Source organism: Pseudomonas sp. Pso3 (assembly GCF_055393275.1).
In genome coordinates, this window is the sequence record NZ_AP043687.1 from 4,639,001 (window position 1) to 4,660,872 (window position 21,872).

A 21,872-nucleotide genomic window follows, 5' to 3' on the forward strand; every position below is an offset into this window, starting at 1 on the left:
AGATCGCTTCGCGCGCCCCTTGCCGTCCCGGCAAGCGTCCCGGCGCGGGGATCGAATGCCGCTCGAGGCCTCTAGGGAGCCCCATCTACCAACCGCCGTGAGGCGGCTCAGCTAAAGGATGCAGGCATGGTATTGGCGCTGATCATCGCGTTGCCCTTCCTGGGAACACTGCTGTCGCTGGCGACCGATCACTTCGGCCGGCGCGCCTGCGCCCTGGGCACCGCCGTGGCCCCCGCCCTGGCCCTGGCCCTGCTGGCCACGCAACTGCCGGCGGTTCTCGATGGCAGCGTGCTGCTGCACCGGGTCGACTGGCTGCCGGCGCTGGGGCTGAATCTCAGCCTGCGTCTGGACGGCCTGGGGCTGATGTTCGCCCTGATGATCCTGGTCATCGGCCTGCTGGTGATCCTCTATGCCACCTATTACCTGAGCAAGGACGAACCAGTCGGGCGCTTCTTCGCCTACCTGCTGCTGTTCATGGGCGCCATGCTGGGCGTGGTGCTGGCGGAAAACCTGCTGCTGCTGATGGTGTTCTGGGAGCTGACCAGCCTGTCGTCCTTCCTGCTGATCGGCTTCTGGAGCCACAGCAGGGAAGCCCGCCAGGGCGCACGCATGGCGCTGACCGTCACCGGCGGCGGCGGCCTGGCCCTGCTCGCCGGCATCCTGTTGCTCGGCCATATCGTCGGCAGCTTCGAGCTGAGCGACGTCCTCGCCGCCGGCCCGCTGATCACCGGCCATGCGCTCTATCCACTGGCGCTGATCCTGGTGCTGCTGGGCGTCTTCACCAAGTCCGCGCAATTCCCCTTCCACTTCTGGCTGCCCCAGGCCATGGCCGCGCCGACGCCGGTCTCGGCCTATCTGCACTCGGCGACCATGGTCAAGGCCGGGGTTTTCCTCTTGGCGCGCCTCTATCCGGCCCTGGCCGATTCCGAGTGGTGGTTCTACATCGTCACCCTCACCGGCCTCACCACCCTGGTGGTGGGCGCCATCCTGGCGCTGTTCCAGCACGACCTCAAAGGCCTGCTGGCCTATTCCACCATCAGCCACCTGGGGCTGATCACCCTGCTGTTCGGCCTCGACACCCAGCTGTCCACCGTGGCGGCGGTGTTCCACATCCTCAACCACGCCACCTTCAAGGCCTCGCTGTTCATGGCCGCCGGCATCATCGACCACGAGACCGGCAGCCGCGACATGCGCCGCCTGGCCGGCCTCTGGCGCTACATGCCGCACACCGCGGTGCTGGCCATGGTCGCCGCCGCGGCCATGGGCGGGGTGCCCCTGCTCAACGGCTTCCTGAGCAAGGAGATGTTCTTCAACGAGACCCTCAACCACGGCCTGTTCGGCAGCTTCAGCTGGATCGTACCGGCGGTGGCGGTGCTCTACGGGGTCTTCTCGGTGGCCTATTCGCTGCGCTTCATCCATGACGTCTTCTTCAACGGCGAGCCACGCGACCTACCCCACTATCCGCCCCACGAACCGCCGCGCTACATGAAGATCCCGGTGGAGATCCTGGTGCTGCTCTGCCTGCTGGTGGGCGTGGTGCCCGGCTACACCGTGGCGCCGCTGCTGGCCGCCGGCGCCAGCGCCGCCCTCGGCGGCAGCCTACCCGACTACAGCCTGGCCATCTGGCACGGCTTCAACACCGCCCTGGTGATGAGCATCCTGGCCATGGTCGGAGGGGTGCTGGTCTATGCCTTCCGTCAGCCGCTGTTCCGCTGGCAGGAAGGCCTGCCCGACGTCGATGCGCGGCTGGTCTTCGAACAGGGCCTGAATCGGCTGATCGGCTTCGCCCAGCGCCTGACCGGGCGCCTGGAGAGCGGCTCGCTGCAGGGTTATATCGCCCTGATGCTGACGGCCACCCTGGTGCTGCTGGTGGCGGCGTTGTCCGGCCTGGACAGCCTCCACGGCCCGGTTGCCCTGTCGCCCTTCGATCCGCTCACCGCCCTGGGCCTGGGCATCCTCATGCTGACCGCGGTGCTGACGGTGTTCTTCCACCGCAACCGCCTCAAGGCGCTGATGACCCTGAGCACCGTGGGCCTGATCGTGTCCCTGCTGTTCGCCCGCTATTCGGCGCCGGACCTGGCGCTGACCCAGCTGTCGGTGGAGGTGGTGACCATCATCCTGCTGGTGCTGGCGCTGTTCTTCATGCCCGATCGCACCCCCATCGAATCCAGCAGCCTGCGCGGCCTGCGCGACGTGCTGCTGGCCGGCGGCCTGGGGCTGCTGGTGGCGCTGCTGGCCTATGCCGTGCTGACCCGCCCCTATGAGGGCATCGGCGACTTCTTCCTGGCCAACTCGGTGTCCGGTGGCGGTGGCTACAACGTGGTCAACGTCATCCTGGTGGACTTCCGCGGCTTCGACACCCTCGGCGAGATCACCGTGCTGGCCATCGCCGCGGCGGGCGTCTACGGCCTGCTCAAGCACCTGCACCTGCCGCATCCGCTGGTCGATCCCAAGGGCACGCCCTGGTCCCGCGACAGCCACCCGATGATCCTCAACAACGTGGCGCGAGTGCTCTTGCCGCTGGCGCTGCTGGTGTCGGCCTTCATCTTCGTGCGTGGCCACAACCTGCCCGGTGGCGGCTTCATCGCCGGTCTGATCACCGCCATCGCCCTGATCCTGCAGTACGTGGCCCACGGCGTGACCTGGACCCAGCGGCGCCTGCCGATCAGCTACCACGCGCTCTGCGGCCTCGGGGTACTGATCGCCGCCCTCACCGGGCTGGGCTCGCTGGCGTTCGGCCGGCCCTTCCTGACCACCGCCTTCGACTACTTCGCCATCCCCCTGATCGGCAAGACCGAACTGGCCACCGCGTTGATCTTCGATCTCGGGGTCTACCTCGCCGTCGTCGGCGCCACCCTGCTGATCCTCTCCAACCTGGGCCACGTCAGCCGGGACGAGAAGGACACGGACGGCTCCAGCCAGGAGGTGCTCTAGCATGGAAATTCTGTTCTGCACGGCCCTCGGGGTGCTCACCGCCAGCGGCGTCTACCTGCTGCTGCGGGCGCGTCTCTATCCAGTGGTGCTCGGCCTCACCCTGCTCTCCTATGCGGTCAATCTCTTCCTGTTCGCCATGGGTCGCCTGCGCACCGGCGTGCCGGCGGTGATCGGCCAGGCCGCCGAGCAGGCCGACCCGGTGCCCCAGGCGCTGGTGCTCACCGCCATCGTCATCGGCTTCGCCATGACCGCCTTCGTGGTCGCCCTGTCGCTGCGCGCCCTGGGCGAGTTGCGCACCGACCACGTGGATGGCGAGGAGCCGCGCCGATGAAGCACCTGATCATCCTGCCGATCCTCGTGCCGCTGTTCATGGGTGCCTTCCTGCTCATGCGGCCGCGGCTGTCCGCCCGTACCGCGCGCGGGCTGTCGCTGCTCGCCACCGCGACCCTGCTGCCGCTGGCGCTGCTGCTCCTGCAGCGGGCCAACGGCGGCCAGCTGGAGGTCTATGCCCTGGGCGACTGGCCGGCGCCCTTCGGCATCGTCCTGCTGCTGGATCGCCTGGCCGCGCTGATGCTGGCGACCGTGGCGGTACTGGCCGCCGGCGCGGCGCTCTACGCCTGCCGCGGCGACGACAACCGCGGTCCGGATTTCCACGCGCTGTTCCAATTCCAGCTGCTGGGCATCAACGGCGCCTTTCTCACCGGCGACCTGTTCAACCTCTTCGTCTTCTTCGAGATCCTGCTGATCGCCTCCTATGCCCTGCTGGTGCACGGCGCGGGACCGGCCCGAGTGCGCGCCGGCCTGCACTATGTGGTGCTCAACCTGGTGGGCTCGGCGCTGTTCCTGATCGGCATCGGCCTGCTCTATGGCCTGCTCGGCACCCTGAACATGGCCGATCTGGGCCTGAGGGTGGCCAACGCCGATCCCGCGCAGGCGCCGCTGCTGGCCGCCGCCGGCTTCCTGCTGCTGGTGGTGTTCGGCCTCAAGGGTGCGCTGCTGCCGCTGTACTTCTGGCTGCCCAGCGCCTATTCCGCCGCCAGTGCGCCGGTCGCCGCCCTGTTCGCCATCATGACCAAGGTCGGGCTCTACGCCATCGTCCGGGTCTTTCTGCTGGTGTTCGGCGCCGCCGCCGGTCCCCTCGCCCACTACGTGCTGCCCTGGCTCTGGCCGCTGGCGGCGGTCACCCTGGCCGCCGGGGTGTTCGGCGCCCTGGCGGCCCATCACCTCAAGACCCTGCTCGGCTATCTGGTGGTCATCTCGGTGGGGATGCTGCTGACCGGCGTGGCCCTGGGCAGCGTCGCCGGACTCGCCGCCAGTCTCTTCTATCTGGTGCACAGCACCTGGATCGCCGGCGCCCTGTTCCTGCTGGCGGATCTCATCGCCCAGCAGCGCGGTGCTCTGGGCGATACCCTCGGCAGCGGTCCGTCGCTGACGCACCCCCGGCTGCTCGGCGGGCTGTTCTTTCTGGGCGCGGTCTCCGTCGCCGGGCTGCCACCCTTCCCCGGCTTTCTCGGCAAGGTGATGCTGCTGCAGGCCACCGGTACCGCCTGGCCGGCGCTGATCATCTGGCCGGTGGTACTGCTCGGCGGGCTGGGCATGATCATCGCCCTGTCCCGCGCCGGGACCACTCTGTTCTGGCGCGGCCGAGGCGCGGCCCTGGACGTCCGCCTCGATCCCATCCAGCTCACCGCCACCCTCGGCCTGCTGCTGGGTAGCCCGCTGCTGATGGCGCTGGCGGCGCCGCTGCATGGCTACGCCCTGGAGACCGCCCGGCAACTGCTGGACGTCGCACCCTACTTCGATATCGTCCGGGGAGTTGGCCCATGAAGCGCTGGCTACCGCACCCACTGCTCACCGTCCTGCTGACCCTGACCTGGCTGCTGCTCAACAACAGCCTGAGCCTGGGCCAGTTGCTCCTGGGCCTTCTGCTCGGCTGGGGCATCCCGCTGCTCTGCCAGGATTTCCTGCTGCACGCCCCCCGCTTGCGCCGCCCCCTGCTCCTGCTGCGCTACATGCTGGTGGTGCTGTACGACATCATCGTCGCCAACCTGCACGTCGCACGGCTGGTGCTGGGGCGGACCGAGGCGCTTAAGCCCGCCTTCATCGAGGTCCCCATCGACATCGAGGACGAATTCCTGCTCACCCTGCTCGCCTGCGTGGTGTCCCTCACCCCCGGCACCGTGTCGTCAGGCCTCAGCGGCGATCGCAAGACCCTGCTGCTGCACGGTCTCGATGTCGCCGACAAGGACGAGGTGATCCGCCAGGTCAAGACGCGCTATGAGGCCCCACTCAAGGAGATCTTCGAATGCTCACCTACGTGACCCTGCTGTGCATGGGGATGATGGGCGTGGCCGCCGTGCTCAACGTCTATCGCCTGGTGAAGGGACCGGACATCCCGGATCGGGTGCTGGCCCTGGACACCCTCTATATCAACGTCCTGGCGATCATCATCCTGTTCGGCATCTGGCTGGCCACCGACGTCTTCTTCGAGGCCTCGCTGCTCATTGCCGTGACCGGCTTCGTCGGCACCGTGGCGCTGGGCAAGCACATGCTGCATGGCGAAATCATCGATTAACGGAGCGCTATCCCATGCCCTTCTGGCTCGAACTCCTGATCTGCGCCCTGCTGCTCATCGGCAGCAGTTTCGCCCTCATCGGCGCCATCGGCCTGTACCGGCTGCCGGACTTCTTCATGCGCCTGCACGGGCCGACCAAGGCCACCACCCTGGGCGTGGGCAGCACCATCATCGCCTCGATGCTGTTCTTCAGTGTCCAGGGCGAGGGCCTCAGCCTGCACGAGCTGCTGATCGCCCTGTTCATCTTCATCACCGCGCCGGTCAGCGCCCATATGCTGGCGCGCGCCGCCATCCAGCAGAAGGTCAAGCAGGTGGAGCGCACCGACGGCCAACCCTGGCGTTAGGGCTGGCCGCGCCGCACGCGCTGCTAGCGACCGCCGCTGACCTTGCTGAAGTCCTGGCGGCCGAAGGGATTGGGCTGGTAGCCCTCGACACCATTCTTGGCCAGCACCGTCACCGTCGGGTGCGCCAGCGGCAGCCACAGCGCCTGGTCGTGGATGATGCGCTGCGCCTGGTGGTACACCGTGGCCCGCGCCATCTGGTCGGACAGGGTCTTGCCCTTGCTGATGGCGCCATCCAGGGTCTTGTCGCAATAGCGGGCGAAGTTCAGGCCCGACTGCACCGAGGCGCAGGAGAATTGCGGCGTCAGGTAGTTGTCCGGATCGCCGTTGTCGCCGGCCCAGCCCATGAACAGCAGGTCGTGCTCGCCGGTCTTGGCGCGGCGGATCAGTTCACCCCACTCGATCACCTGGATCTGCGCATCGACGCCGATCTTCTTCAGGTCGGCCTGCAGCATCTGCGCGCCCAGCTGCGGATTGGGATTGAGCAGGCTGCCGCTGGGTCTCGTCCAGATGGTGGTCTTGAAGCCGTCCTTGAGGCCCGCCTGGGCCAGTAGCGCCTTGGCCTTGGCCGGGTCATAGGGATAGGCCGGCACGTCCTTGGCATAGCCCCAGGTGGTGGGCGGATAGACGTTGTCGGCGGCCACCGCGGTGTCCTGGAACACCGCCTTGAGATAGCTCTGCTTGTCGAACGCCAGGTTGATGGCCTGGCGCACCTTGATGTTGTCCAGCGGCGGATGGCTGGTGTTGATACCGACGAAGGCGGTCATGAAGGCCGGCGTCTGCAGCACCTGCAGACTCTTGTCCTCATGGGCGCTCTGCAGATCCTGGGGCTTGGGCGACAGGGCGATCTGGCACTCGCCGCGCTTGAGTCGCTGCAGGCGCACCGCCGAATCCGGGGTGATGGCGTAGATCAACCCGTCCAGCTTGGGCTTGCCGCCAAAGTAGTCCGGGTTGGCGGCGTAACGCACCACGGCGTCCTTCTGGTAGCGCTTGAAGACAAAGGGACCGGTGCCTATGGGCTCGTCGTTGAGCTGCTCGGTCTTGCCGGCCTTGAGCAGCTGCTCGGCGTACTCGGCCGAGTAGATGGAGGCGAAGCCCATGCTCAGGGTCGGCAGGAAGGTGGCGTCCGGGCTGTTGAGCACGATACGCACACCGAGGTCGCTGGTCTTTTCCACGCTCTTGATCAGCTTGGGCCACTGCATCGACTGGGCATGGGGATAGCCGCTCTTGGCCACCCCGTGCCAGGGATGGTCCTTGTCCAGCATGCGCTGGAAGCTGAACACCACGTCGTCGGCCGTCAGGGTACGGCTGGGGGTGAAGTAGTCGGTCTGGTGAAACTTCACGTCCGGACGCAGGGCGAAGTCGTAGGTCAGGCCGTCGTTGGAGATCGTCCAGCTCTGCGCCAGGCTCGGCACCAGCTTGGCTTCGCTGGCATCGTATTCCACCAGGCGATTCATCAGCACGTCGGCCGAGGCGTTGGTGGTGGTCAGAGAGTTGTACTGCACCACGTCGAATCCATCCGGACTGGCTTCGGTACAGACACTGAGCGTGGCGGCCTGCGCCAGCAGGGGCGCGAAGAGCAGTGGCAAGGCGGCGAAACGCATAGAACGATTCCTTGTAGAGCCGAAGTGGGCAGACGGCGCACGGATGACTGGCAACGGCGGACAGGGCGGTCGTCTGGCGGGCGTGGATTGAGTTTGGCAGTCGCTCTAAACTAGACCACCCGTCCGTCCGTCACAATGCTTCCGACCGACGAACGGTTGGCATTCCGGCCGGGCCCGCACAGCGCCCGGTGCGCGGGCATTTCATCCGTCGCCCTACCTTGTTATGTCCGAGTACTTCTGGTATAAAACAGCGCTCTTTTTTCGGGGTATGGCCGCTTCAGGTCCCCGGCGTTTGCCGGCTCTCCCCGTCAAAACAGGAATCAATACAGTTACAAGCGGCCAACCCATGCCGGGTTTGGCATGAGGTTTATGAGGGCTGAGCCATGTCGAGAGTTTGCCAAGTAACCGGTAAGGGTCCGATTACTGGGAACAACGTTTCCCACGCTAACAACAAAACCCGTCGTCGTTTCCTGCCGAATCTGCAGCACCACCGTTTCTGGGTAGAATCCGAGAAGCGCTTCGTGCGTCTGCGCGTTTCTGCCAAGGGCATGCGTATCATCGACAAGCGCGGTATCGAAACCGTACTGTCCGAGCTGCGTAGCCGCGGCGAAAAATTCTAAGGGGATTCGTCATGCGTGAATTGATCCGTTTGATTTCCAGTGCCGGCACCGGCCACTTCTACACCACTGACAAGAACAAGCGCACCAAGCCCGAAAAGATCGAAATCAAGAAATTCGATCCGGTCGTGCGCAAGCATGTCATGTACAAGGAAGGCAAGATCAAGTAATTGATCGCCCCCTTGAACAAGAAACCCGCCTCGGCGGGTTTTTTGTTGTCTGGCGTCCGGCCCGGCAGCTCCGGCGCCCGGGGCGCCGGAGGCCGCTCGGCCCGCTACTTGAATTGACCGGTCAGCTCGCGCAGGGCGGCTTCGGCGCCAAGGATCTTCTGCATGCACTCCCGCGCCTTGGCCGGATCGATGCTCAGCCGCGCATAGAGCTCGTCGGGAATCGGCTGGGCCGGGCCGTTGCCGATGCCCTCGGCGCGCAGCAGCTGCACGGCCAGGAAAATCAGGTTGGGATAGACCGCCTGCTCGCCCTGGTAGCCCGGATCGCCCTGGAAGCGCAGCGCCGTCACCACCTCTTCGGGCATTTCCCAGCAGCGCATCAGGGCCGCACCGATCTGCTCGCGGGTGATGCCCAGCAGGTGGTGCTCGATGACCTGGTGATCGAGCTGGCGGTTGGCTTCCAGGTGGCGGCAGATCAGCGAGAAGTGCGGCGGAAAGACGTGGGCCAGCACCAGATAGCCGAAGTTGTGCAGCAGGCCGCCGAGATAGGCCAGGCCCATCTCCGGCCGCTCCGCGCGCGGCATGGAGCGCGCCAGGCCCTCGATCAGGGCGGCGGTGTAGATGGCCTGCTTCCAGTAGGGGGTTTCCTGCTGGGCCTGGTCGCTGGGCAGGCTCAGGGTCTTGCCCAGGGCCAGGCCGAGGGCCAGGTTGATCACCAGGTCGAAGCCCAGCACCCGCACGATGGCGTCTTCCACCGAGCGGATCTTGCCGGGCGCGGCGTAGTAGGGCGAGGCGGCCCAGCTGATCACCTGGGCCGCCAGGGCCGGATCGGTCTCCACCACGTTGGCCAGATCGTCCACCGTGGCCTCGGGATCGACCCGCAGCTTGATGACCTTTTCCGCCGTCTTGGACAGCGGCGGGATCTCCAGCGTCTCCTCCAGGCGTTGGCGGATGCGCCGCGCGGTGAAGGCGGTGGCGGCATGCAGGATCTCCGCCTCGTCGCGTTCCGGTTGCCGCAGATTGGGCTGGATACCGGCCGCCGGGATGCCGAAGCTGCCCGCGGTGGCCTGATTCAGCAGGCGGCGATAGTCAGACGTTTCCACTTCCAGCAGCAGCGAGCGTTCACCGGATTCCAGCAGCAGGCGCGGCGCTTCCAGCAGTCGCTCGTCATACAGGCAGGGGGAATTGGTCAGCGACGGCAGCCCCGGCAGGACATCCAGTTCGTAGCGCTCCAGGGTGCGCATCAGCCGCTCCGGCGCCACCACCGCCAGCTGCCGCCCGGTGAATTCCACCAGCCGGCGCAGGTCCAGCAGCTGATCCTCGGGCAAGAGCACCAGCAGCATGCCGACGCTGTCGCTCAGAAGCACCGTGTGTACCCGATTCGCCTGCGGCAGGCGCGTCGTCGCCGGGATCGGCCGATAGGCCAGGTTCAACTGGGCGAGCAACTGCTGGATCGAAGGGGGAACCTCAGGGAGGGGCGAAGCGAGCGCTACATCGGTCATGGCATTTTCTTCCTCACGTACGCCCTGGAGTATAACCATTCGGCTCCGTAGGTAGCGTCGTCTGTATAAGCTTTGTCAAACCTGGCCGTATTGCTGGCCATGGCGCAACCAGCGCTCCAGCAGCGGACCGGCATGACTGGGCCAGCGGGCCAGCAACTCCTGGGCGGCATCGCGCACCGCCGGCAGCCAATGGGCGTCGCGCATCAGATCGGCCACCTTGAACTGCAGCAGGCCGGTCTGACGGGTCCCCAGCATCTCGCCCGGGCCGCGCAACTCCAGGTCCTTCTCGGCGATGATGAAGCCGTCGTTGGTCTCGCGCATGATAGCCAGCCGCTCACGACCGATCTGCGACAGCGGCGGATGGAACAGCAGCACGCAGTGGCTGACGGCGCTGCCCCGCCCGACCCGGCCGCGCAGCTGGTGCAACTGGGCGAGACCCAGGCGCTCGGGATTCTCGATGATCATCAGACTGGCATTGGGCACGTCCACCCCCACCTCGATCACCGTGGTGGCCACCAGCAATTGCAGGTTGCCGGCCTTGAACTCGGCCATCACCGCGGCCTTTTCCGCCGGCTTCATGCGTCCATGGATCAAGCCGACGTGCAATTCGGCCAGGGCCAGCTGCAATTCCTCGTAGGTGGTCTCGGCCGCCTGGCAGGTGAGTTCCTCGGACTCCTCGATCAGGGTGCAGACCCAGTAGGCCTGGCGCCCTTCGTGGCAGGCGGCGCGCACCCGCTCCACGACTTCCTCGCGACGGCTGTCGGTGACGCTCACGGTATTGACCGGCGTGCGTCCCGGCGGCAGTTCGTCGAGCACCGAGGTGTCCAGATCGGCATAGGCGCTCATGGCCAGGGTGCGCGGGATGGGGGTGGCGGTCATGATCAGCTGGTGTGGCGCCAGGCGGCCGTCGACGCCCTTCTGACGCAGCGCCAGGCGCTGCTGCACGCCGAAGCGGTGCTGTTCGTCGATCACCACCAGCGCCAGGCGGGCGAAACGCACCTCGTCCTGGAACAGCGCATGGGTGCCCACCACCATGGGCGCCCCGGCGGCGATGCGCTCCAGGGAACTGGCGCGGGCCTTGCCCTTGAGCTTGCCGGCCAGCCAGGCCACCTCGATGTCCAGGGCGGCGAACCAGCGCTGGAAGTTGAGGAAGTGCTGCTCGGCGAGGATCTCGGTGGGCGCCATCAGCGCCACCTGGTAGCCGGCCTCGATGGCCTGCAGGGCGGCCAGGGCCGCGACCACCGTCTTGCCGGCGCCGACGTCGCCCTGCACCAGCCGCAGCATGGGCTCGGGCTGGGCCAGGTCATGGGCGATCTCGCGCCCGACGCGCTGCTGGGCGCCGGTGGGGGTGAAGCCGAGGTTGTCCAGATACAAATGTGGCAGCCGGCGGGCGGCCGGCAGGGGCACCGCACGCTGGGCGCGCAGGGTCTCGCGCAGCCGCTGCAGGGACAACTGGTGGGTGAGCAATTCTTCGAAGACCAGTCGCTCCTGGGCCCAGTGCCGGCCCTCGGCCAGCTCTTCCAGGTCCGCGTCCGGCGGCGGTCGATGCAGGTAGCGCAGGGCATCGGCCAGGGGACCCAGGCGATAGTGCGCGGCCATCTCCGGCGGCAGCCAGTCGGGCAGGGATTCGGGCCCGAGTCGCTCCAGCGTCTGGGCGCTGAGCTGGCGCAGGCGCAGCTGGGTGAGGCCTTCGGTGGTCGGGTAGATGGGCGTCAGCGTCTGCTCGACCGGCGCCGGGGCGTTCTCGTCCTGGGCGCGGTATTCGGGATGGTAGATCTCCAGGCCCGAGGCGCCGGGGCGCACCTCGCCATAGCAGCGCAGCAGGGTGCCGCGCTTGAGGCCATCCTTTTGCGCCTGGCTGAAGTGGAAGAATCTCAGCGACAGGGTGCCGCTGCCGTCCTGCAGGCGCACCAGCAGGCTGCGCCGCCGGCCCATGAGCACCTCGGCGGAGGCGACCATGCCCTCCACCACGGCGTCCTGACCGGGCCGCAGGGCGCCGATGGGCACGATGCGGGTGCGATCCTGATAGCGCAGCGGCAGGTGGAAGAGCACGTCCTGCAGGGTTTCCAGGCCGACCCGCGCGAGCTTCTCCTGCAGGGCGGCGCCGACCCCCTTGAGGGCGGTGACCGGCGTCGCGGCCAGTTCACTCATGCCGGCTGCACGACGCCCTTGGCTTCAGGCCGCGCCACCGAGCACAGACGGACCGAGTCGGCCAGCACCTCGATGGCCTTGGGCCGCGGAAAGCTGGCGCGCCAGGCGATGGCCACGGTGCGATAGGGCACCGGCCGCTCGAAGGGGCGCACCTCGATGATTCCCGGCGCATAGTGGTGACTCTCCACCGCCGAGAACGGCAGCACCGAGACGCCCAGGCCGGAGGCCACCATGTGGCGGATGGTTTCCAGCGAAGAGGACTCCACCGTGGAATTCTTGTTTTCCTCGTGCTTGCGCACGGTCGGACAGGCTTCCAGGACCTGATCGCGGAAGCAGTGGCCCTCGCCCAGCAGCAGCAGACTCTTGTCGCTGAGCTGGTTCTGCGGAATGGCCTTGAGCTTGGTCCAGGGGTGCCGCGCCGGCATCATCACATAGAAGGGTTCGTCGTACAGCGGCAGGGTCAGGACGTCCGGCTCGTTGAACGGCAGGGCGAGGATGACGGCATCCAGCTCACCGGTGCGCAGCTTGTCGCGCAGCAGGTGGGTGAAGTTTTCCTCGATGTACAGCGGCATCTCCGGCGCCACCCGGTTGAGCTGCGGGATGAGGTGCGGAAAGAGATAGGGCCCTATGGTATAGATGGCACCGATCTTCAGCGGCGCGGTGAGCTGGTTCTTGCCGGCCTGGGCCAGTTCGCGGATGCCCTGGGCCTGCTCCAGCACCTTTTGCGCCTGGGCGACGATGCCCTCGCCGGTGGGGGTCAGGCGCACGGCACTCTTGCTGCGCTCGAAGATCAGAATGCCCAGCTCGTCCTCGAGCTTCTTGACGCCCACCGACAGCGTCGGCTGGCTGACGTGGCAACGCTCGGCAGCTCGGCCAAAGTGCTGTTCCTGGGCGAGCGTGACGATATAGCGCAGTTCAGTCAGGGTCATAGTCAAATTCCATGGGGTGCCGGCCAATCTTAGCGGCTGTCTCTATCAACGGCCAAGCGCGACGGGCAGCAGCCTGCGCTCCCAGGTTGGACCACGGCCAGGCGCAGGCTACCCTGGCCGTCTGTCCCGGCCTTTGCAGAAGGAAACACCGATGAGCACCATCCTGATCGCCGGTTGCGGCGATGTCGGCAGCCGTCTCGGCCTGCAACTGGTCGCCCAGGGCCACCGGGTCTTCGGCCTCAGGCGCACTGTCGCCGCCCTCCCCGCTGAGTTGCTGCCGGTCGCAGGCGATCTCGCCGAGGCCACGCCGCCGGCCGCCTGGCCGCGCGAACCCCTCGACCAGGTGGTCTATGCCACCGCCGCGACCCACCATGACGAAGCCGGCTATCGCGCCGCCTATGTCGAGGGCCTGCGCCACCTGCTCGGCTGGCTGGCCGCCTGCGACCAGCGTCCGCAGCGTCTGCTGTTCGTCTCCAGCAGCGGCGTCTATGCCCAGGGCGATGGCGCCTGGGTCGACGAAACCACCCCTGCCGAACCCGAGCGCTTTTCCGGACGCATCCTGCGCGAGGCGGAAGACCTGGCGCTGGGCAGCGGCCTGCCTGCCAGCGTGGTCCGCCTGACCGGCATCTATGGCCCGGGACGCGAGGCGCTGCTGCGCCAGGTGCGCGAGGGCTCCCGAGTGACCCGCGAACCGCCGCTGTATGGCAATCGCATCCATGTCGAGGACGCCGCCGGCCTGCTGGCGCTGCTGCTGCAGCGGGATCGCGAAGGGGTCGCCCTGGATGATCTCTATCTGGGCGTGGACGACGATCCGGCGCCGCTGGACGAGGTGGTCGACTGGCTGCGGGCACGGCTGGGCATCACCTTCTGGTCCGACGAGGCCCAGTTGCGTCGCGCCGGCAGCAAGAGATGCAGCAACGCCCGCGCCCGGGCCCTGGGCTGGACGCCCCGCTACCCCAGCTATCGCGAGGGCTACGCGGCCATTCTCGCCGGCTGAAACGACGGAGCCCGGCACAGGGCCGGGCTCCGTTCTCAGCTAGCCAGCCACTCAGTCGCGCAGGGCTTCACCGCGGGTGGCCTGAGGACGCTCCTCGACCTTGGCGGTGCTCTTCAGGTGCGGCAGGGCTGCCCAGTAGGCGGCGCCCTTCTCGGCGTCGTAGAGACCTTCCCACTTGGCGATGACAAGGGCGGCCAGGGCGTTGCCGATCACGTTCAGGGCGGTGCGCGCCATGTCCATGATGCGATCCACACCGGCGATGAAGGCCAGGCCTTCCAGCGGAATGCCGACGCTGCCCAGGGTGGCCAGGAGCACCACGAAGGACACGCCCGGCACGCCGGCGATGCCCTTGGAGGTGACCATCAGGGTCAGCACCAGCAGCAGCTGCTGGCTCAGCGACAGGTCGATGCCATAGAGCTGGGCGATGAACAGCGCCGCGATGCTCTGGTAGAGGGTGGAGCCGTCCAGGTTGAAGGAATAGCCGGTGGGCACCACGAAGCTGGTGATGGACTTGGGCGCGCCATAGGCCTCCATCTTCTCGATGATGCGCGGCAGCACGGTTTCCGAACTGGCGGTGGAATAGGCCAGGATCAGCTCGTCCTTGAGGATGCGGATGATGCGGAAGATCGAGAAGCCGAACAGCTTGGCCACCAGGCCCAGCACGCCGAGGGCGAAGAAGCCGATGGCGACGTAGACCAGCACCACCAGCTTGGCCAGCGGCAGCAGGGAGGCGAAGCCGAAGTTGGCCACGGTCACCGCGATCAGCGCGAAGACACCGATGGGGGCGTAGTTCATGATCATGTGGGTGACCTTGAACATGGCCTCGGAGATGCCCTGGAAGACCCGCACCACCGGCTCGCGGGTGGCTTCCGGCAAGGCGCCCAGGCCCAGGCCGAACATCACCGCGAAGAAGATGATCGGCAGCATCTCGCCACGGGCGACGGCGGCGAAGACGTTGGACGGGATCAGGTTGAGGATGGTCGCGATGAAGGCGTGGTCATGCTGCACTTCCGCGGTGGTCTTCTGGTACTGGGAGATATCGGTGGTGCCCAGGGTGCTCATGTCGATGCCGGCACCGGGCTGCACGCTGTCGGCGAAGAACAGGCCGACAACGATGGCCAGGGTGGTGACGATCTCGAAGTAGAGGATGGTCTTGAGACCGATGCGACCAAGCTTCTTGGAATCGCCGACGCCGGCGATGCCGACCACCAGGGTGGCGATGACGATGGGCACCACGATCATCTTGATCAGCCGGATGAAGATGTCGCCGGCCGGCTTGAGGACGTTCGAGATCCACCAGGCTTTCTCGGCGCTGAAGTGGTTGAGCAGTGCGCCGACGGCGATCCCCAGCACGAGGCCGATAAGGATCTGCCACGCGAGGCTGAGCTTGGGCTTGGTCATGTACCGACACCTTTGTTCTATTTGGATGGAGTTCGGGACGAACGTCACCGTGTCGGGTCGTGATGCGCGAAGCGCATGCAACGCCAACGAGAGGGTGCGTTCAGGCTGCGGAAACGGTGCTCGAAAAGGACTGGGAGCACCAAGGCGTCACACTTTTGCCAGAGGGTAACGGGGTATGTCTAATGCCGCTGTCGCCTGCCCTATGCCGATCCGGCATGAGGTGTCCCGAAAGGGCCGCGCAGCATACAGGCACTGGCGCCTTGCGCGCCAGGCATACAGAGGCGCCGCTCATCGCGGCGCCCCCTGAACGTCAGCCGTTGAAGGTCGCGGGGTCCGGACCCAGACGCTTGTCCTGGTTCAGCCCGGCGATCTGCCGCATGTCCTCGTCGTCCAGGGCGAAGTCGAAGATCTGCATGTTCTCTTCGATGCGCTTGGGCGTCTTGGATTTGGGGAAGATGATGTTGCCGAGCTGGATGTGCCAGCGCAGCACCACCTGGGCCGGCGTCTTGCCGTGCTTGGCCGCCAGTTGCTGCAGCACCGGGCTGCCCAGCAGTTCGCCACCCTGGGCCAGCGGGCTCCAGGCTTCGGTAGCGATGCCCTTGTAGGTGTTGAAGTCGCGCAGCTCCTGCTGCTGCAGCAGTGGATGACACTCGATCTGGTTGACCACCGGCACCACGCCGGTCTCGGTCAGCAGGGTCTCGATGTCGGCCTGGCGGAAGTTGGACACGCCGATGGACTTCACCCGACCCTGGTTGCGCAATTCGATCAGCGCCTTCCAGCTGTCGAGGAACAGGCCCTTTTCCGGCAGCGGCCAGTGGATCAGGTAGAGGTCGACATGCTCCAGACCCAGCTTGGCCAGGCTGGTGTCGAAGGCGCGCAGGGCGCTGTCGTAGCCCTGGTCGGCATTCCACAGCTTGGTGGTGACGAACAGCTCGTCACGCGGCAGACCGGCCTGGACGATGGCCTGGCCGACGCCCTCTTCGTTGCCGTAGATGGCGGCGGTGTCGATGTGTCGATAGCCGAGGTCCAGGGCGGTCTTGACCACCTGGGCGGTCTCTTCGGCCGGGGTCTGCCAGACCCCCAGGCCGAATTGCGGAATGTGGTGACCGTCGTTGAGCTGAAGACGGGTGATCGCGGACATGCGTCGCTCCTCTGAGATTGATGACTGTCAGAGGTGTGACTGGCGGCAGTGGCCTTTTGCTCCCGATCAGTCGAGCCGCACGGCTTCGGGGACGCTGTAGCTCTCGACCCAACCCAGCAGGGTACGACCCTCCTGCTGCACCTCGATGCGCTTCCAGCGCTGGAAGGAACGGGTCTCGATCACCCGCACCTGGGTGTCGCCGTCCAGCCGCGTCAGGGTGTTGCGCGCGCGCTCACGACTGCGGTCGTAGACGAAGGGCCACTTGAGCACATCGACCGGGCCGCGCAGCATCCAGCCCTGTCCTTCTTCGGCGAAGCGAAAGGACACTCCGCCCTCGGCGCGGGCTGGGTTGCTACCCAGCAGCAACAGGGCCGCCATGAGCAGGGAGGGAAGGATACGGCGAAGGGTCGAAAGGACATTCGGGGTCATGTTGGCCTCGTCTGTGGCACCAAAAAAAACAGCGCCCGAGGTGGACGCTGCGGAGGTAGACCCTCTGGTACGACAAACGACTGCACGGCTTGCCCGAGAAATGCCAAATGGCCAGCAGTCTCGGACAAAATCCTTAGTGCAATAGCTAGGCCGCGCTGAACAGCTTGTGCGGATCGATGACGAATTTCTTCGGGACGCCCGAATCGAATTCGCTGTAGCCGCGGGGGGCCTCGTCCAAGGTGATCACCTGCACACCGACGATGTCGGCGATCTTGATGCGATCCCACATGATCGCCTGCATCAGCTGGCGGTTGTACTTCATCACTGGGGTCTGGCCGGTGTGGAAGCTGTGGGACTTGGCCCAGCCCAGACCGAAGCGGATGCTCAGAGCACCCTGCTTGGCGGCGGCATCGACCGCACCCGGATCGTCGGTGACATAGAGACCGGGAATGCCGATCTTGCCGGCCACCCGCACGATGCCCATCAGTGAGTTCAGCACCGTGGCCGGGGCCTCGCTCTTGGCGCCTTCGTGACCATGGCCACGGGCCTCGAAGCCGACGGCATCGACCGCGCAATCGACTTCCGGCGTGCCCAGCAGCGCAGCGATCTGCTCGTGCAGCGGGGTATCCTGGGACAGGTCGGCGATCTCGAAGCCCTGGGCCTTGGCGTGGGCCAGGCGTACCGGGTTGACGTCGCCGACGATGACCACGGCGGCGCCCAGCAGGCGGGCCGAGGCGGCCGCGGCCAGACCGACCGGGCCGGCGCCGGCGACATAGACGCTGGTGCCCGGGCCGACGCCGGCGGTGACGGCACCGTGGTAGCCGGTGGGCAGGATGTCGGAGAGGCAGGTCAGGTCACGGATCTTTTCCATGGCCGCGTCGCGATTCGGCAGCTTGAGCAGGTTGAAGTCGGCATAGGGGACCAGCACGTATTCGGCCTGGCCACCGACCCAGCCGCCCATGTCGACGTAGCCGTAGGCACCGCCGGCGCGCGAGGGATTGACGGTCAGGCAGACGCCGGTGTCCTGCTCCTTGCAGGTGCGGCAGCGACCGCAGGCGACGTTGAAGGGCACCGAGACCAGATCGCCGACCTTGAGGGTCTCGACGTCACGACCCGCTTCGATGACCTCGCCGGTGATCTCGTGGCCGAGCACCAGGCCTTCGGGGGCAGTGGTCCGGCCGCGCACCATGTGCTGGTCTGAACCACAGATGTTGGTGGAGACCACGCGCAGGATGACGCCGTGGTCGATACGCTTGCCCTGCGGGGTTTCCATCTTCGGGTAGGGAATGGTCTGCACCTCGACCTTGCCCGCGCCCAGATAGACGACGCCACGATTACCGGACATGTTGCACCTCGCTGTTATTGTTGGACTGGCTCTAGCGGTTCGAGCCTAGTCCTCGCGAAGCGCGGCGTCTGTGGGGATGGCGTTTTTGGCGATGCCGAGGTCGCCCCTGCGGGTCGGCCTCGCGAACCCGGTCACGCCGCCACGGCGGGCGGCATGACCGGCCGGGATCAGGCGGGTGCCAGGGCGGCGGCGCGGCGCTCGCGGCTGAGCAGGTAGCAGCCGATGCCCACGCCCAGCAGGGCCAGGCCCATGACGTACCAGGCCGGGCCCAGCGGATGCTGCTTGAGCATCAGAGTGACGACCATGGGGGTCAGGCCGCCGAAGATGGCGTAGGCCACGTTGTAGGAGAACGACAGCCCCGAGAAGCGCACCTTGGGCGGGAAGGCCAGCACCATCACCCGCGGCACGCCGCCGATGACGCCGACCGCCGCGCCGGCCAGGGCATAGAGCGGGAACAGCCATTCCGGATGGACCTTGAGACCGGCATAGAGCGCCCAGCTGGCCACTGCCAGGATGAGACCGCCGCCGATGAACACCGGGCCGCTGCCGAAGCGATCGGACAGGGCGCCGGAGACGATGCAGCCCAGGGTCAGGAAGACGATGGCCAGGCTGTTGGCCTTGAGCGCCAGGGCGGCGGAGAAGCCGTACTGGGTCTGCAGCAGGGTCGGGGTCATGAGGATGACCACCACGATGCCGGCGGTGAGCATCCAGGTCAGCAGCATGGACAGGATCACGCTGCTGCGGTGGTCGCGCAGCACGGCCTTGAGCGGCACTTCCTCGGCCAGCGACTTGTGGATCGCCAGTTCGGCGAACACCGGCGTCTCGTGCAGCCAGCGGCGCAGGTAGACCGAGAACAGGCCGAAGACGCCGCCGATCAGGAAGGGAAAGCGCCAGGCGTAGTCGGCCACTTCCACCGGGGTGAAGACGGTGTTGATCAGGGTCGCCATCAGCGAGCCGAGCAGGATGCCGAAGGTGAGACCGGCGGTCAGGGTGCCGCAGGCATAGCCGACGTGCTTGCCGGGGACGTGTTCGGAGACGAACACCCAGGCGCCGGGCACCTCGCCGCCGATGGCCGCGCCCTGGATGATACGCAGCACCAGCAGCAGGATCGGCGCGGCCACGCCGATCTGGGCGTAGGTGGGCATCAGGCCCATGCCCAGGGTCGGCAGGGCCATCATGAAGATGCTCAGGGTGAACATCTTCTTGCGCCCGAGCAGGTCGCCGAAGTGGGCCATGATGATGCCGCCTAGCGGACGTGCCAGATAGCCCGCGGCGAAGATGCCGAAGGTCTGCATCTGTCGCAGCCAGTCGGGCATGTCGGCGGGAAAGAACAGCTTCCCCACCACCGCGGCGAAGAAGACGAAGATGACGAAGTCGTAGAACTCCAGCGCACCGCCCAGGGCGGACAGCGAGAGGGTCTTGTAGTCGTTGCGGCCCAGAGGGCGCGACGTGAGCGGCGCAGAGGCGGATTGCAGTTTCATCGAGGATCCCGGACAAGAGAGGAGCGCAAAGGAAATTCGGCCTCTGGCATCCCTCCGGGTGTAGCGGACAAGACGCGGCCCCGAGTGACCGTCCGCCTGGAGCGGCTGGCAGGGATCGGGCGGGTCGCCGGATGGGCGCCGGACCTGCACCGCGCCGCCTGCGCTCTTTTGGAGCACGGCAACAGCAGGTCTACCGATCATTACCTGATCATCGGACGTGCAGGGCCCTCTGGATTGCCTGGCCGTGCACGGTCTCCACGATAGCAAATCTGCAAGGAATTTCCGCTATTCATTCAGTGCCCATTCAGGGCTCATCTGCCGAGCTATGGCTGTTCCATCCTGGTGCAAAAGCGGTCGAGCCGCCCTGCCCCAGGCGTTATACTGTAGCCCCCTAACGATCTCCGCCGAGAGATTGGCAGCATTCTTGCGTGCAGATGCTGAACGTTACCTACCTATCCGGGCTCCCGAGGGCCCTGTCATGATCGAAGAGCTCGAACAAGAAGATCCCATCCCCCAGGGCGACCTGGCCATGCAGATCACTGCGCTGCCCCGCGAGACCAATGGCTTCGGCGACATCTACGGCGGCTGGCTGGTGGCCCAGATGGACCTGGCCGGCAGCGCCATGGCCAGTCGCCTGGCCGCCGGGCGTGTGGCTACCGTGGCCATCGACCGCATGGCCTTCATGACACCGGTGCCCGTGGGCGCACAGCTCTCCTTCTATACCAACACCCTGGAGGTGGGCCGCAGCTCCATCCAGATCCTCATCGAGGTCTGGAGCGACGATCCGCTGTCCAGCGAGTGGAGCAAGGTGACCGAGGCGGTGTTCGTCTTCGTGGCCATCGATGGCAGCGGCCGCACCCGCCCCCTGCCCGCGCGGCGCTAGCACCCGCCGGCCTTGCCGCTAGGGCTCCCGGGCCAGCGGCGCCTCGCGCACCTGGGTCGGCCTTCCGTGGCGGATGCCTTCGACCTGCTCCAGCGCCTGCCGGACCTCGGCGGCGGTGGCCAGCAGCCGATAGTCGAGGGTGAAGTCGCGCGTGCCGCCGGCTTCCATGCGCGGCACCAGCCCCAGGGCTCGCTGCTGGCTGCGGTTGTAGGAAAAGCTGGTGCCCGGCTCCAGGCCGGTGACATAGCCCTGGGCCTTGGCATCGGTGTTCTTCCACAGGGTGAAGACCGGCAATTCCCGCACATTGAAGGCCAGCGCCACGCCCTGGTGGGCACTGCGATCGTGCAGTACCGCGAGGCTGCGCCCCTGATCGTCGCCCCAGGGATAGAGGTTGTAGACCGTCTCGCCATAGCCCGGCGTGGGCGCGCGATAGGTCTGCCAATCCGCCAGCTCCTGGCGCGCCCGCGCATCGAAGGGTGACACCTCCCGCACCGGCGCGGCGAACCGCGCGCCTTCACCGAGCAGCGGCGGCCCGAAATTGCTGTGATAGAGCACCTGGTACTCGGCGGCGTGCGCTCCCTGGTTGGTCAGGCGATCGTGCAGGGTGAAGCCGGTGGCCCCGGCGTGAGTGACCAGTTCGGTGTCGATGCGAAAGTTGGCCTGCTTGAAGGCCTCCTCGTGCAGCACGCCCTTGAGGCTGATGCGGTGCGGCGGCTGTTCGTCGATGGTCAGCACCACCTGGCTGGCCGGCAGGTAGCTGGCCCGACCGTGCAGGGTCAGCAATTGCCCCCGGTCCATTCCGGGGTGGCCGACCCACTCGAAGCCGGCGCGCGCCACCAGTTCGTTGAAGCCTTCCAGCCAGCCCAGGCCATTGCGGCTCTCCAGGTTGACGAAGGCCGGATTGACCACCTCGCGCACCGGCGAATCCCAGCCCAGTCGCAGGGTGCCGGCCTGGGCGCGCAGGACGTTCATGCCGCGGGTCGCCACCACGGTGAGCTGCAGGGCGCCGGTGTCGATCTCGATCAGCACCGAGCCTTCCTGGCGTCCGCCACTCAGGCGGTGTACCCCGACGGCAAAGGCCAGGCCATCGCGCAGGCCCAGGCGATCACTGCTGATGCTCCAGTTCTGCACCGGCTTGTCGGGGGCGATGAGGGTGTATTCCCAGGCCGAGGCGCTGGCGCTGACAAGGAACAGGAGACAGCCGGACAGCAGACGAGCATGGATCATGGAGTCCCCTTGGCGGCGCGATCGCCTTGAGTCTAGACCAGCCTGGGCCCGGCTGCAGACCTCGTTCCAGACCCTGAAAAGGCGCGAGACCGACGATTTCCGTATAGGTTTGTTCAAGGAAATCAAAGGAATGGGTAAAGACAACCTT

Annotated in this window: 20 protein-coding genes; 10 read left to right on the forward strand and 10 right to left on the reverse strand. The window is 66.6% G+C overall.

Going from position 1 to position 21,872, the window contains the following annotated elements; translation table 11 throughout:
* The first annotated feature begins 126 nt into the window (after positions 1-126).
* Genes ACZ5R1_RS21795 through ACZ5R1_RS21820 form a run of 6 tightly spaced genes read left to right on the forward strand, consistent with a single transcriptional unit; the run spans position 127 to position 5,853 of the window.
* Positions 127-2,934, forward strand: coding sequence for a monovalent cation/H+ antiporter subunit A (locus ACZ5R1_RS21795; RefSeq protein WP_074584199.1), 2,808 nt, complete (start codon positions 127-129; stop codon positions 2,932-2,934).
* A 1-nt stretch (position 2,935) separates the two neighbouring features.
* Entirely contained in the window at positions 2,936-3,265 is a 330-nt protein-coding gene (locus tag ACZ5R1_RS21800) for a Na+/H+ antiporter subunit C (RefSeq protein ID WP_027597400.1), read from the forward strand.
* On the forward strand, positions 3,262-4,761 hold the full coding sequence (locus ACZ5R1_RS21805; RefSeq protein ID WP_288405642.1) for a monovalent cation/H+ antiporter subunit D: 1,500 nt from the start codon (positions 3,262-3,264) through the stop codon (positions 4,759-4,761). Before ACZ5R1_RS21800 ends, ACZ5R1_RS21805 begins: the two co-directional genes overlap by 4 nt.
* The gene (locus tag ACZ5R1_RS21810) at positions 4,758-5,255 is read left to right on the forward strand and encodes a Na+/H+ antiporter subunit E (protein ID WP_027597398.1); all 498 of its coding nucleotides are present in this window, start codon (positions 4,758-4,760) and stop codon (positions 5,253-5,255) included. Before ACZ5R1_RS21805 ends, ACZ5R1_RS21810 begins: the two co-directional genes overlap by 4 nt.
* Positions 5,240-5,509, forward strand: coding sequence for a K+/H+ antiporter subunit F (locus ACZ5R1_RS21815; protein WP_007159900.1), 270 nt, complete (start codon positions 5,240-5,242; stop codon positions 5,507-5,509). Before ACZ5R1_RS21810 ends, ACZ5R1_RS21815 begins: the two co-directional genes overlap by 16 nt.
* A gap of 14 nt (positions 5,510-5,523) precedes the next feature.
* Positions 5,524-5,853: a Na+/H+ antiporter subunit G gene (locus tag ACZ5R1_RS21820; RefSeq protein ID WP_017642340.1), complete on the forward strand. Its 330-nt coding sequence runs from the start codon at positions 5,524-5,526 to the stop codon at positions 5,851-5,853.
* A 23-nt stretch (positions 5,854-5,876) separates the two neighbouring features.
* On the opposite strand, the gene ACZ5R1_RS21825 is transcribed toward ACZ5R1_RS21820, so the two are convergent.
* Complete coding sequence (locus ACZ5R1_RS21825) at positions 5,877-7,454, reverse strand: ABC transporter substrate-binding protein (RefSeq protein ID WP_027597397.1); 1,578 nt, start codon at positions 7,452-7,454, stop codon at positions 5,877-5,879.
* A 383-nt stretch (positions 7,455-7,837) separates the two neighbouring features.
* On the opposite strand from ACZ5R1_RS21825, the gene rpmB reads away from it, so the two are divergent.
* Both rpmB and rpmG read left to right on the forward strand, forming a co-directional pair.
* Positions 7,838-8,074, forward strand: coding sequence for a 50S ribosomal protein L28 (rpmB, locus tag ACZ5R1_RS21830; protein ID WP_007159903.1), 237 nt, complete (start codon positions 7,838-7,840; stop codon positions 8,072-8,074).
* Positions 8,075-8,085: 11 nt separating this feature from the next.
* Positions 8,086-8,241, forward strand: coding sequence for a 50S ribosomal protein L33 (gene rpmG, locus ACZ5R1_RS21835; RefSeq protein WP_007159904.1), 156 nt, complete (start codon positions 8,086-8,088; stop codon positions 8,239-8,241).
* A 104-nt stretch (positions 8,242-8,345) separates the two neighbouring features.
* Here rpmG and ACZ5R1_RS21840 read toward each other — a convergent pair whose 3' ends face one another.
* The 3 genes from ACZ5R1_RS21840 to ACZ5R1_RS21850 all read right to left on the reverse strand — a co-directional run bounded on the left by ACZ5R1_RS21840 (position 8,346) and on the right by ACZ5R1_RS21850 (position 12,820).
* Entirely contained in the window at positions 8,346-9,740 is a 1,395-nt protein-coding gene (locus tag ACZ5R1_RS21840; RefSeq protein WP_074584201.1) for an aminoacyl-tRNA deacylase and HDOD domain-containing protein, read from the reverse strand.
* Positions 9,741-9,815: 75 nt separating this feature from the next.
* Entirely contained in the window at positions 9,816-11,891 is a 2,076-nt protein-coding gene (gene recG / locus ACZ5R1_RS21845; RefSeq protein ID WP_042134659.1) for an ATP-dependent DNA helicase RecG, read from the reverse strand.
* A complete protein-coding gene (locus ACZ5R1_RS21850; protein WP_007159908.1) occupies positions 11,888-12,820 on the reverse strand; it encodes a hydrogen peroxide-inducible genes activator in 933 nt (310 codons plus the stop codon). Before ACZ5R1_RS21850 ends, recG begins: the two co-directional genes overlap by 4 nt.
* Before the next feature lie 151 nt (positions 12,821-12,971).
* Between ACZ5R1_RS21850 and ACZ5R1_RS21855 the strand changes: the two genes are divergently transcribed.
* On the forward strand, positions 12,972-13,817 hold the full coding sequence (locus tag ACZ5R1_RS21855; protein ID WP_115946329.1) for an NAD-dependent epimerase/dehydratase family protein: 846 nt from the start codon (positions 12,972-12,974) through the stop codon (positions 13,815-13,817).
* Positions 13,818-13,868: 51 nt separating this feature from the next.
* Here the strand turns inward: ACZ5R1_RS21855 and gltP are convergent, their stop codons facing one another.
* The 5 genes from gltP to ACZ5R1_RS21880 form a co-directional block, all read right to left on the reverse strand.
* Complete coding sequence (gltP, locus tag ACZ5R1_RS21860) at positions 13,869-15,218, reverse strand: glutamate/aspartate:proton symporter GltP (protein WP_007159910.1); 1,350 nt, start codon at positions 15,216-15,218, stop codon at positions 13,869-13,871.
* A 310-nt stretch (positions 15,219-15,528) separates the two neighbouring features.
* Positions 15,529-16,359: an aldo/keto reductase gene (locus ACZ5R1_RS21865; protein WP_027600635.1), complete on the reverse strand. Its 831-nt coding sequence runs from the start codon at positions 16,357-16,359 to the stop codon at positions 15,529-15,531.
* Positions 16,360-16,425: 66 nt separating this feature from the next.
* Positions 16,426-16,788, reverse strand: coding sequence for a hypothetical protein (locus ACZ5R1_RS21870; RefSeq protein ID WP_255211804.1), 363 nt, complete (start codon positions 16,786-16,788; stop codon positions 16,426-16,428).
* Between the two features lie 145 nt (positions 16,789-16,933).
* Positions 16,934-18,133, reverse strand: coding sequence for a formaldehyde dehydrogenase, glutathione-independent (gene fdhA, locus ACZ5R1_RS21875; protein WP_027597391.1), 1,200 nt, complete (start codon positions 18,131-18,133; stop codon positions 16,934-16,936).
* 167 nt (positions 18,134-18,300) lie between these two features.
* A complete protein-coding gene (locus ACZ5R1_RS21880) occupies positions 18,301-19,608 on the reverse strand; it encodes an MFS transporter (protein ID WP_169742418.1) in 1,308 nt (435 codons plus the stop codon).
* Between the two features lie 487 nt (positions 19,609-20,095).
* Between ACZ5R1_RS21880 and ACZ5R1_RS21885 the strand changes: the two genes are divergently transcribed.
* On the forward strand, positions 20,096-20,497 hold the full coding sequence (locus ACZ5R1_RS21885) for an acyl-CoA thioesterase (RefSeq protein WP_026083995.1): 402 nt from the start codon (positions 20,096-20,098) through the stop codon (positions 20,495-20,497).
* Between the two features lie 18 nt (positions 20,498-20,515).
* On the opposite strand, the gene ACZ5R1_RS21890 is transcribed toward ACZ5R1_RS21885, so the two are convergent.
* A complete protein-coding gene (locus ACZ5R1_RS21890) occupies positions 20,516-21,724 on the reverse strand; it encodes an aldose 1-epimerase family protein (protein WP_220376267.1) in 1,209 nt (402 codons plus the stop codon).
* Between the last annotated feature and the right edge of the window lie 148 nt (positions 21,725-21,872).

Excerpts from the sequence above, each read along its gene's own strand:
- ACZ5R1_RS21855 (WP_115946329.1), top strand. The coding sequence starts at position 12,972 with ATGAGCACCATCCTGATCGCCGGTTGCGGCGATGTCGGCAGCCGTCTC.
- recG (WP_042134659.1), bottom strand. The coding sequence starts at position 11,891 with ATGAGTGAACTGGCCGCGACGCCGGTCACCGCCCTCAAGGGGGTCGGC.
- ACZ5R1_RS21805 (WP_288405642.1), top strand. The coding sequence starts at position 3,262 with ATGAAGCACCTGATCATCCTGCCGATCCTCGTGCCGCTGTTCATGGGT.
- ACZ5R1_RS21795 (WP_074584199.1), top strand. The coding sequence starts at position 127 with ATGGTATTGGCGCTGATCATCGCGTTGCCCTTCCTGGGAACACTGCTG.
- ACZ5R1_RS21870 (WP_255211804.1), bottom strand. The coding sequence starts at position 16,788 with ATGACCCCGAATGTCCTTTCGACCCTTCGCCGTATCCTTCCCTCCCTG.
- ACZ5R1_RS21800 (WP_027597400.1), top strand. The coding sequence starts at position 2,936 with ATGGAAATTCTGTTCTGCACGGCCCTCGGGGTGCTCACCGCCAGCGGC.
- gltP (WP_007159910.1), bottom strand. The coding sequence starts at position 15,218 with ATGACCAAGCCCAAGCTCAGCCTCGCGTGGCAGATCCTTATCGGCCTC.
- ACZ5R1_RS21865 (WP_027600635.1), bottom strand. The coding sequence starts at position 16,359 with ATGTCCGCGATCACCCGTCTTCAGCTCAACGACGGTCACCACATTCCG.
- rpmG (WP_007159904.1), top strand. The coding sequence starts at position 8,086 with ATGCGTGAATTGATCCGTTTGATTTCCAGTGCCGGCACCGGCCACTTC.
- ACZ5R1_RS21850 (WP_007159908.1), bottom strand. The coding sequence starts at position 12,820 with ATGACCCTGACTGAACTGCGCTATATCGTCACGCTCGCCCAGGAACAG.
- ACZ5R1_RS21815 (WP_007159900.1), top strand. The coding sequence starts at position 5,240 with ATGCTCACCTACGTGACCCTGCTGTGCATGGGGATGATGGGCGTGGCC.
- fdhA (WP_027597391.1), bottom strand. The coding sequence starts at position 18,133 with ATGTCCGGTAATCGTGGCGTCGTCTATCTGGGCGCGGGCAAGGTCGAG.
- ACZ5R1_RS21825 (WP_027597397.1), bottom strand. The coding sequence starts at position 7,454 with ATGCGTTTCGCCGCCTTGCCACTGCTCTTCGCGCCCCTGCTGGCGCAG.
- ACZ5R1_RS21840 (WP_074584201.1), bottom strand. The coding sequence starts at position 9,740 with ATGACCGATGTAGCGCTCGCTTCGCCCCTCCCTGAGGTTCCCCCTTCG.
- ACZ5R1_RS21810 (WP_027597398.1), top strand. The coding sequence starts at position 4,758 with ATGAAGCGCTGGCTACCGCACCCACTGCTCACCGTCCTGCTGACCCTG.
- ACZ5R1_RS21820 (WP_017642340.1), top strand. The coding sequence starts at position 5,524 with ATGCCCTTCTGGCTCGAACTCCTGATCTGCGCCCTGCTGCTCATCGGC.
- rpmB (WP_007159903.1), top strand. The coding sequence starts at position 7,838 with ATGTCGAGAGTTTGCCAAGTAACCGGTAAGGGTCCGATTACTGGGAAC.
- ACZ5R1_RS21890 (WP_220376267.1), bottom strand. The coding sequence starts at position 21,724 with ATGATCCATGCTCGTCTGCTGTCCGGCTGTCTCCTGTTCCTTGTCAGC.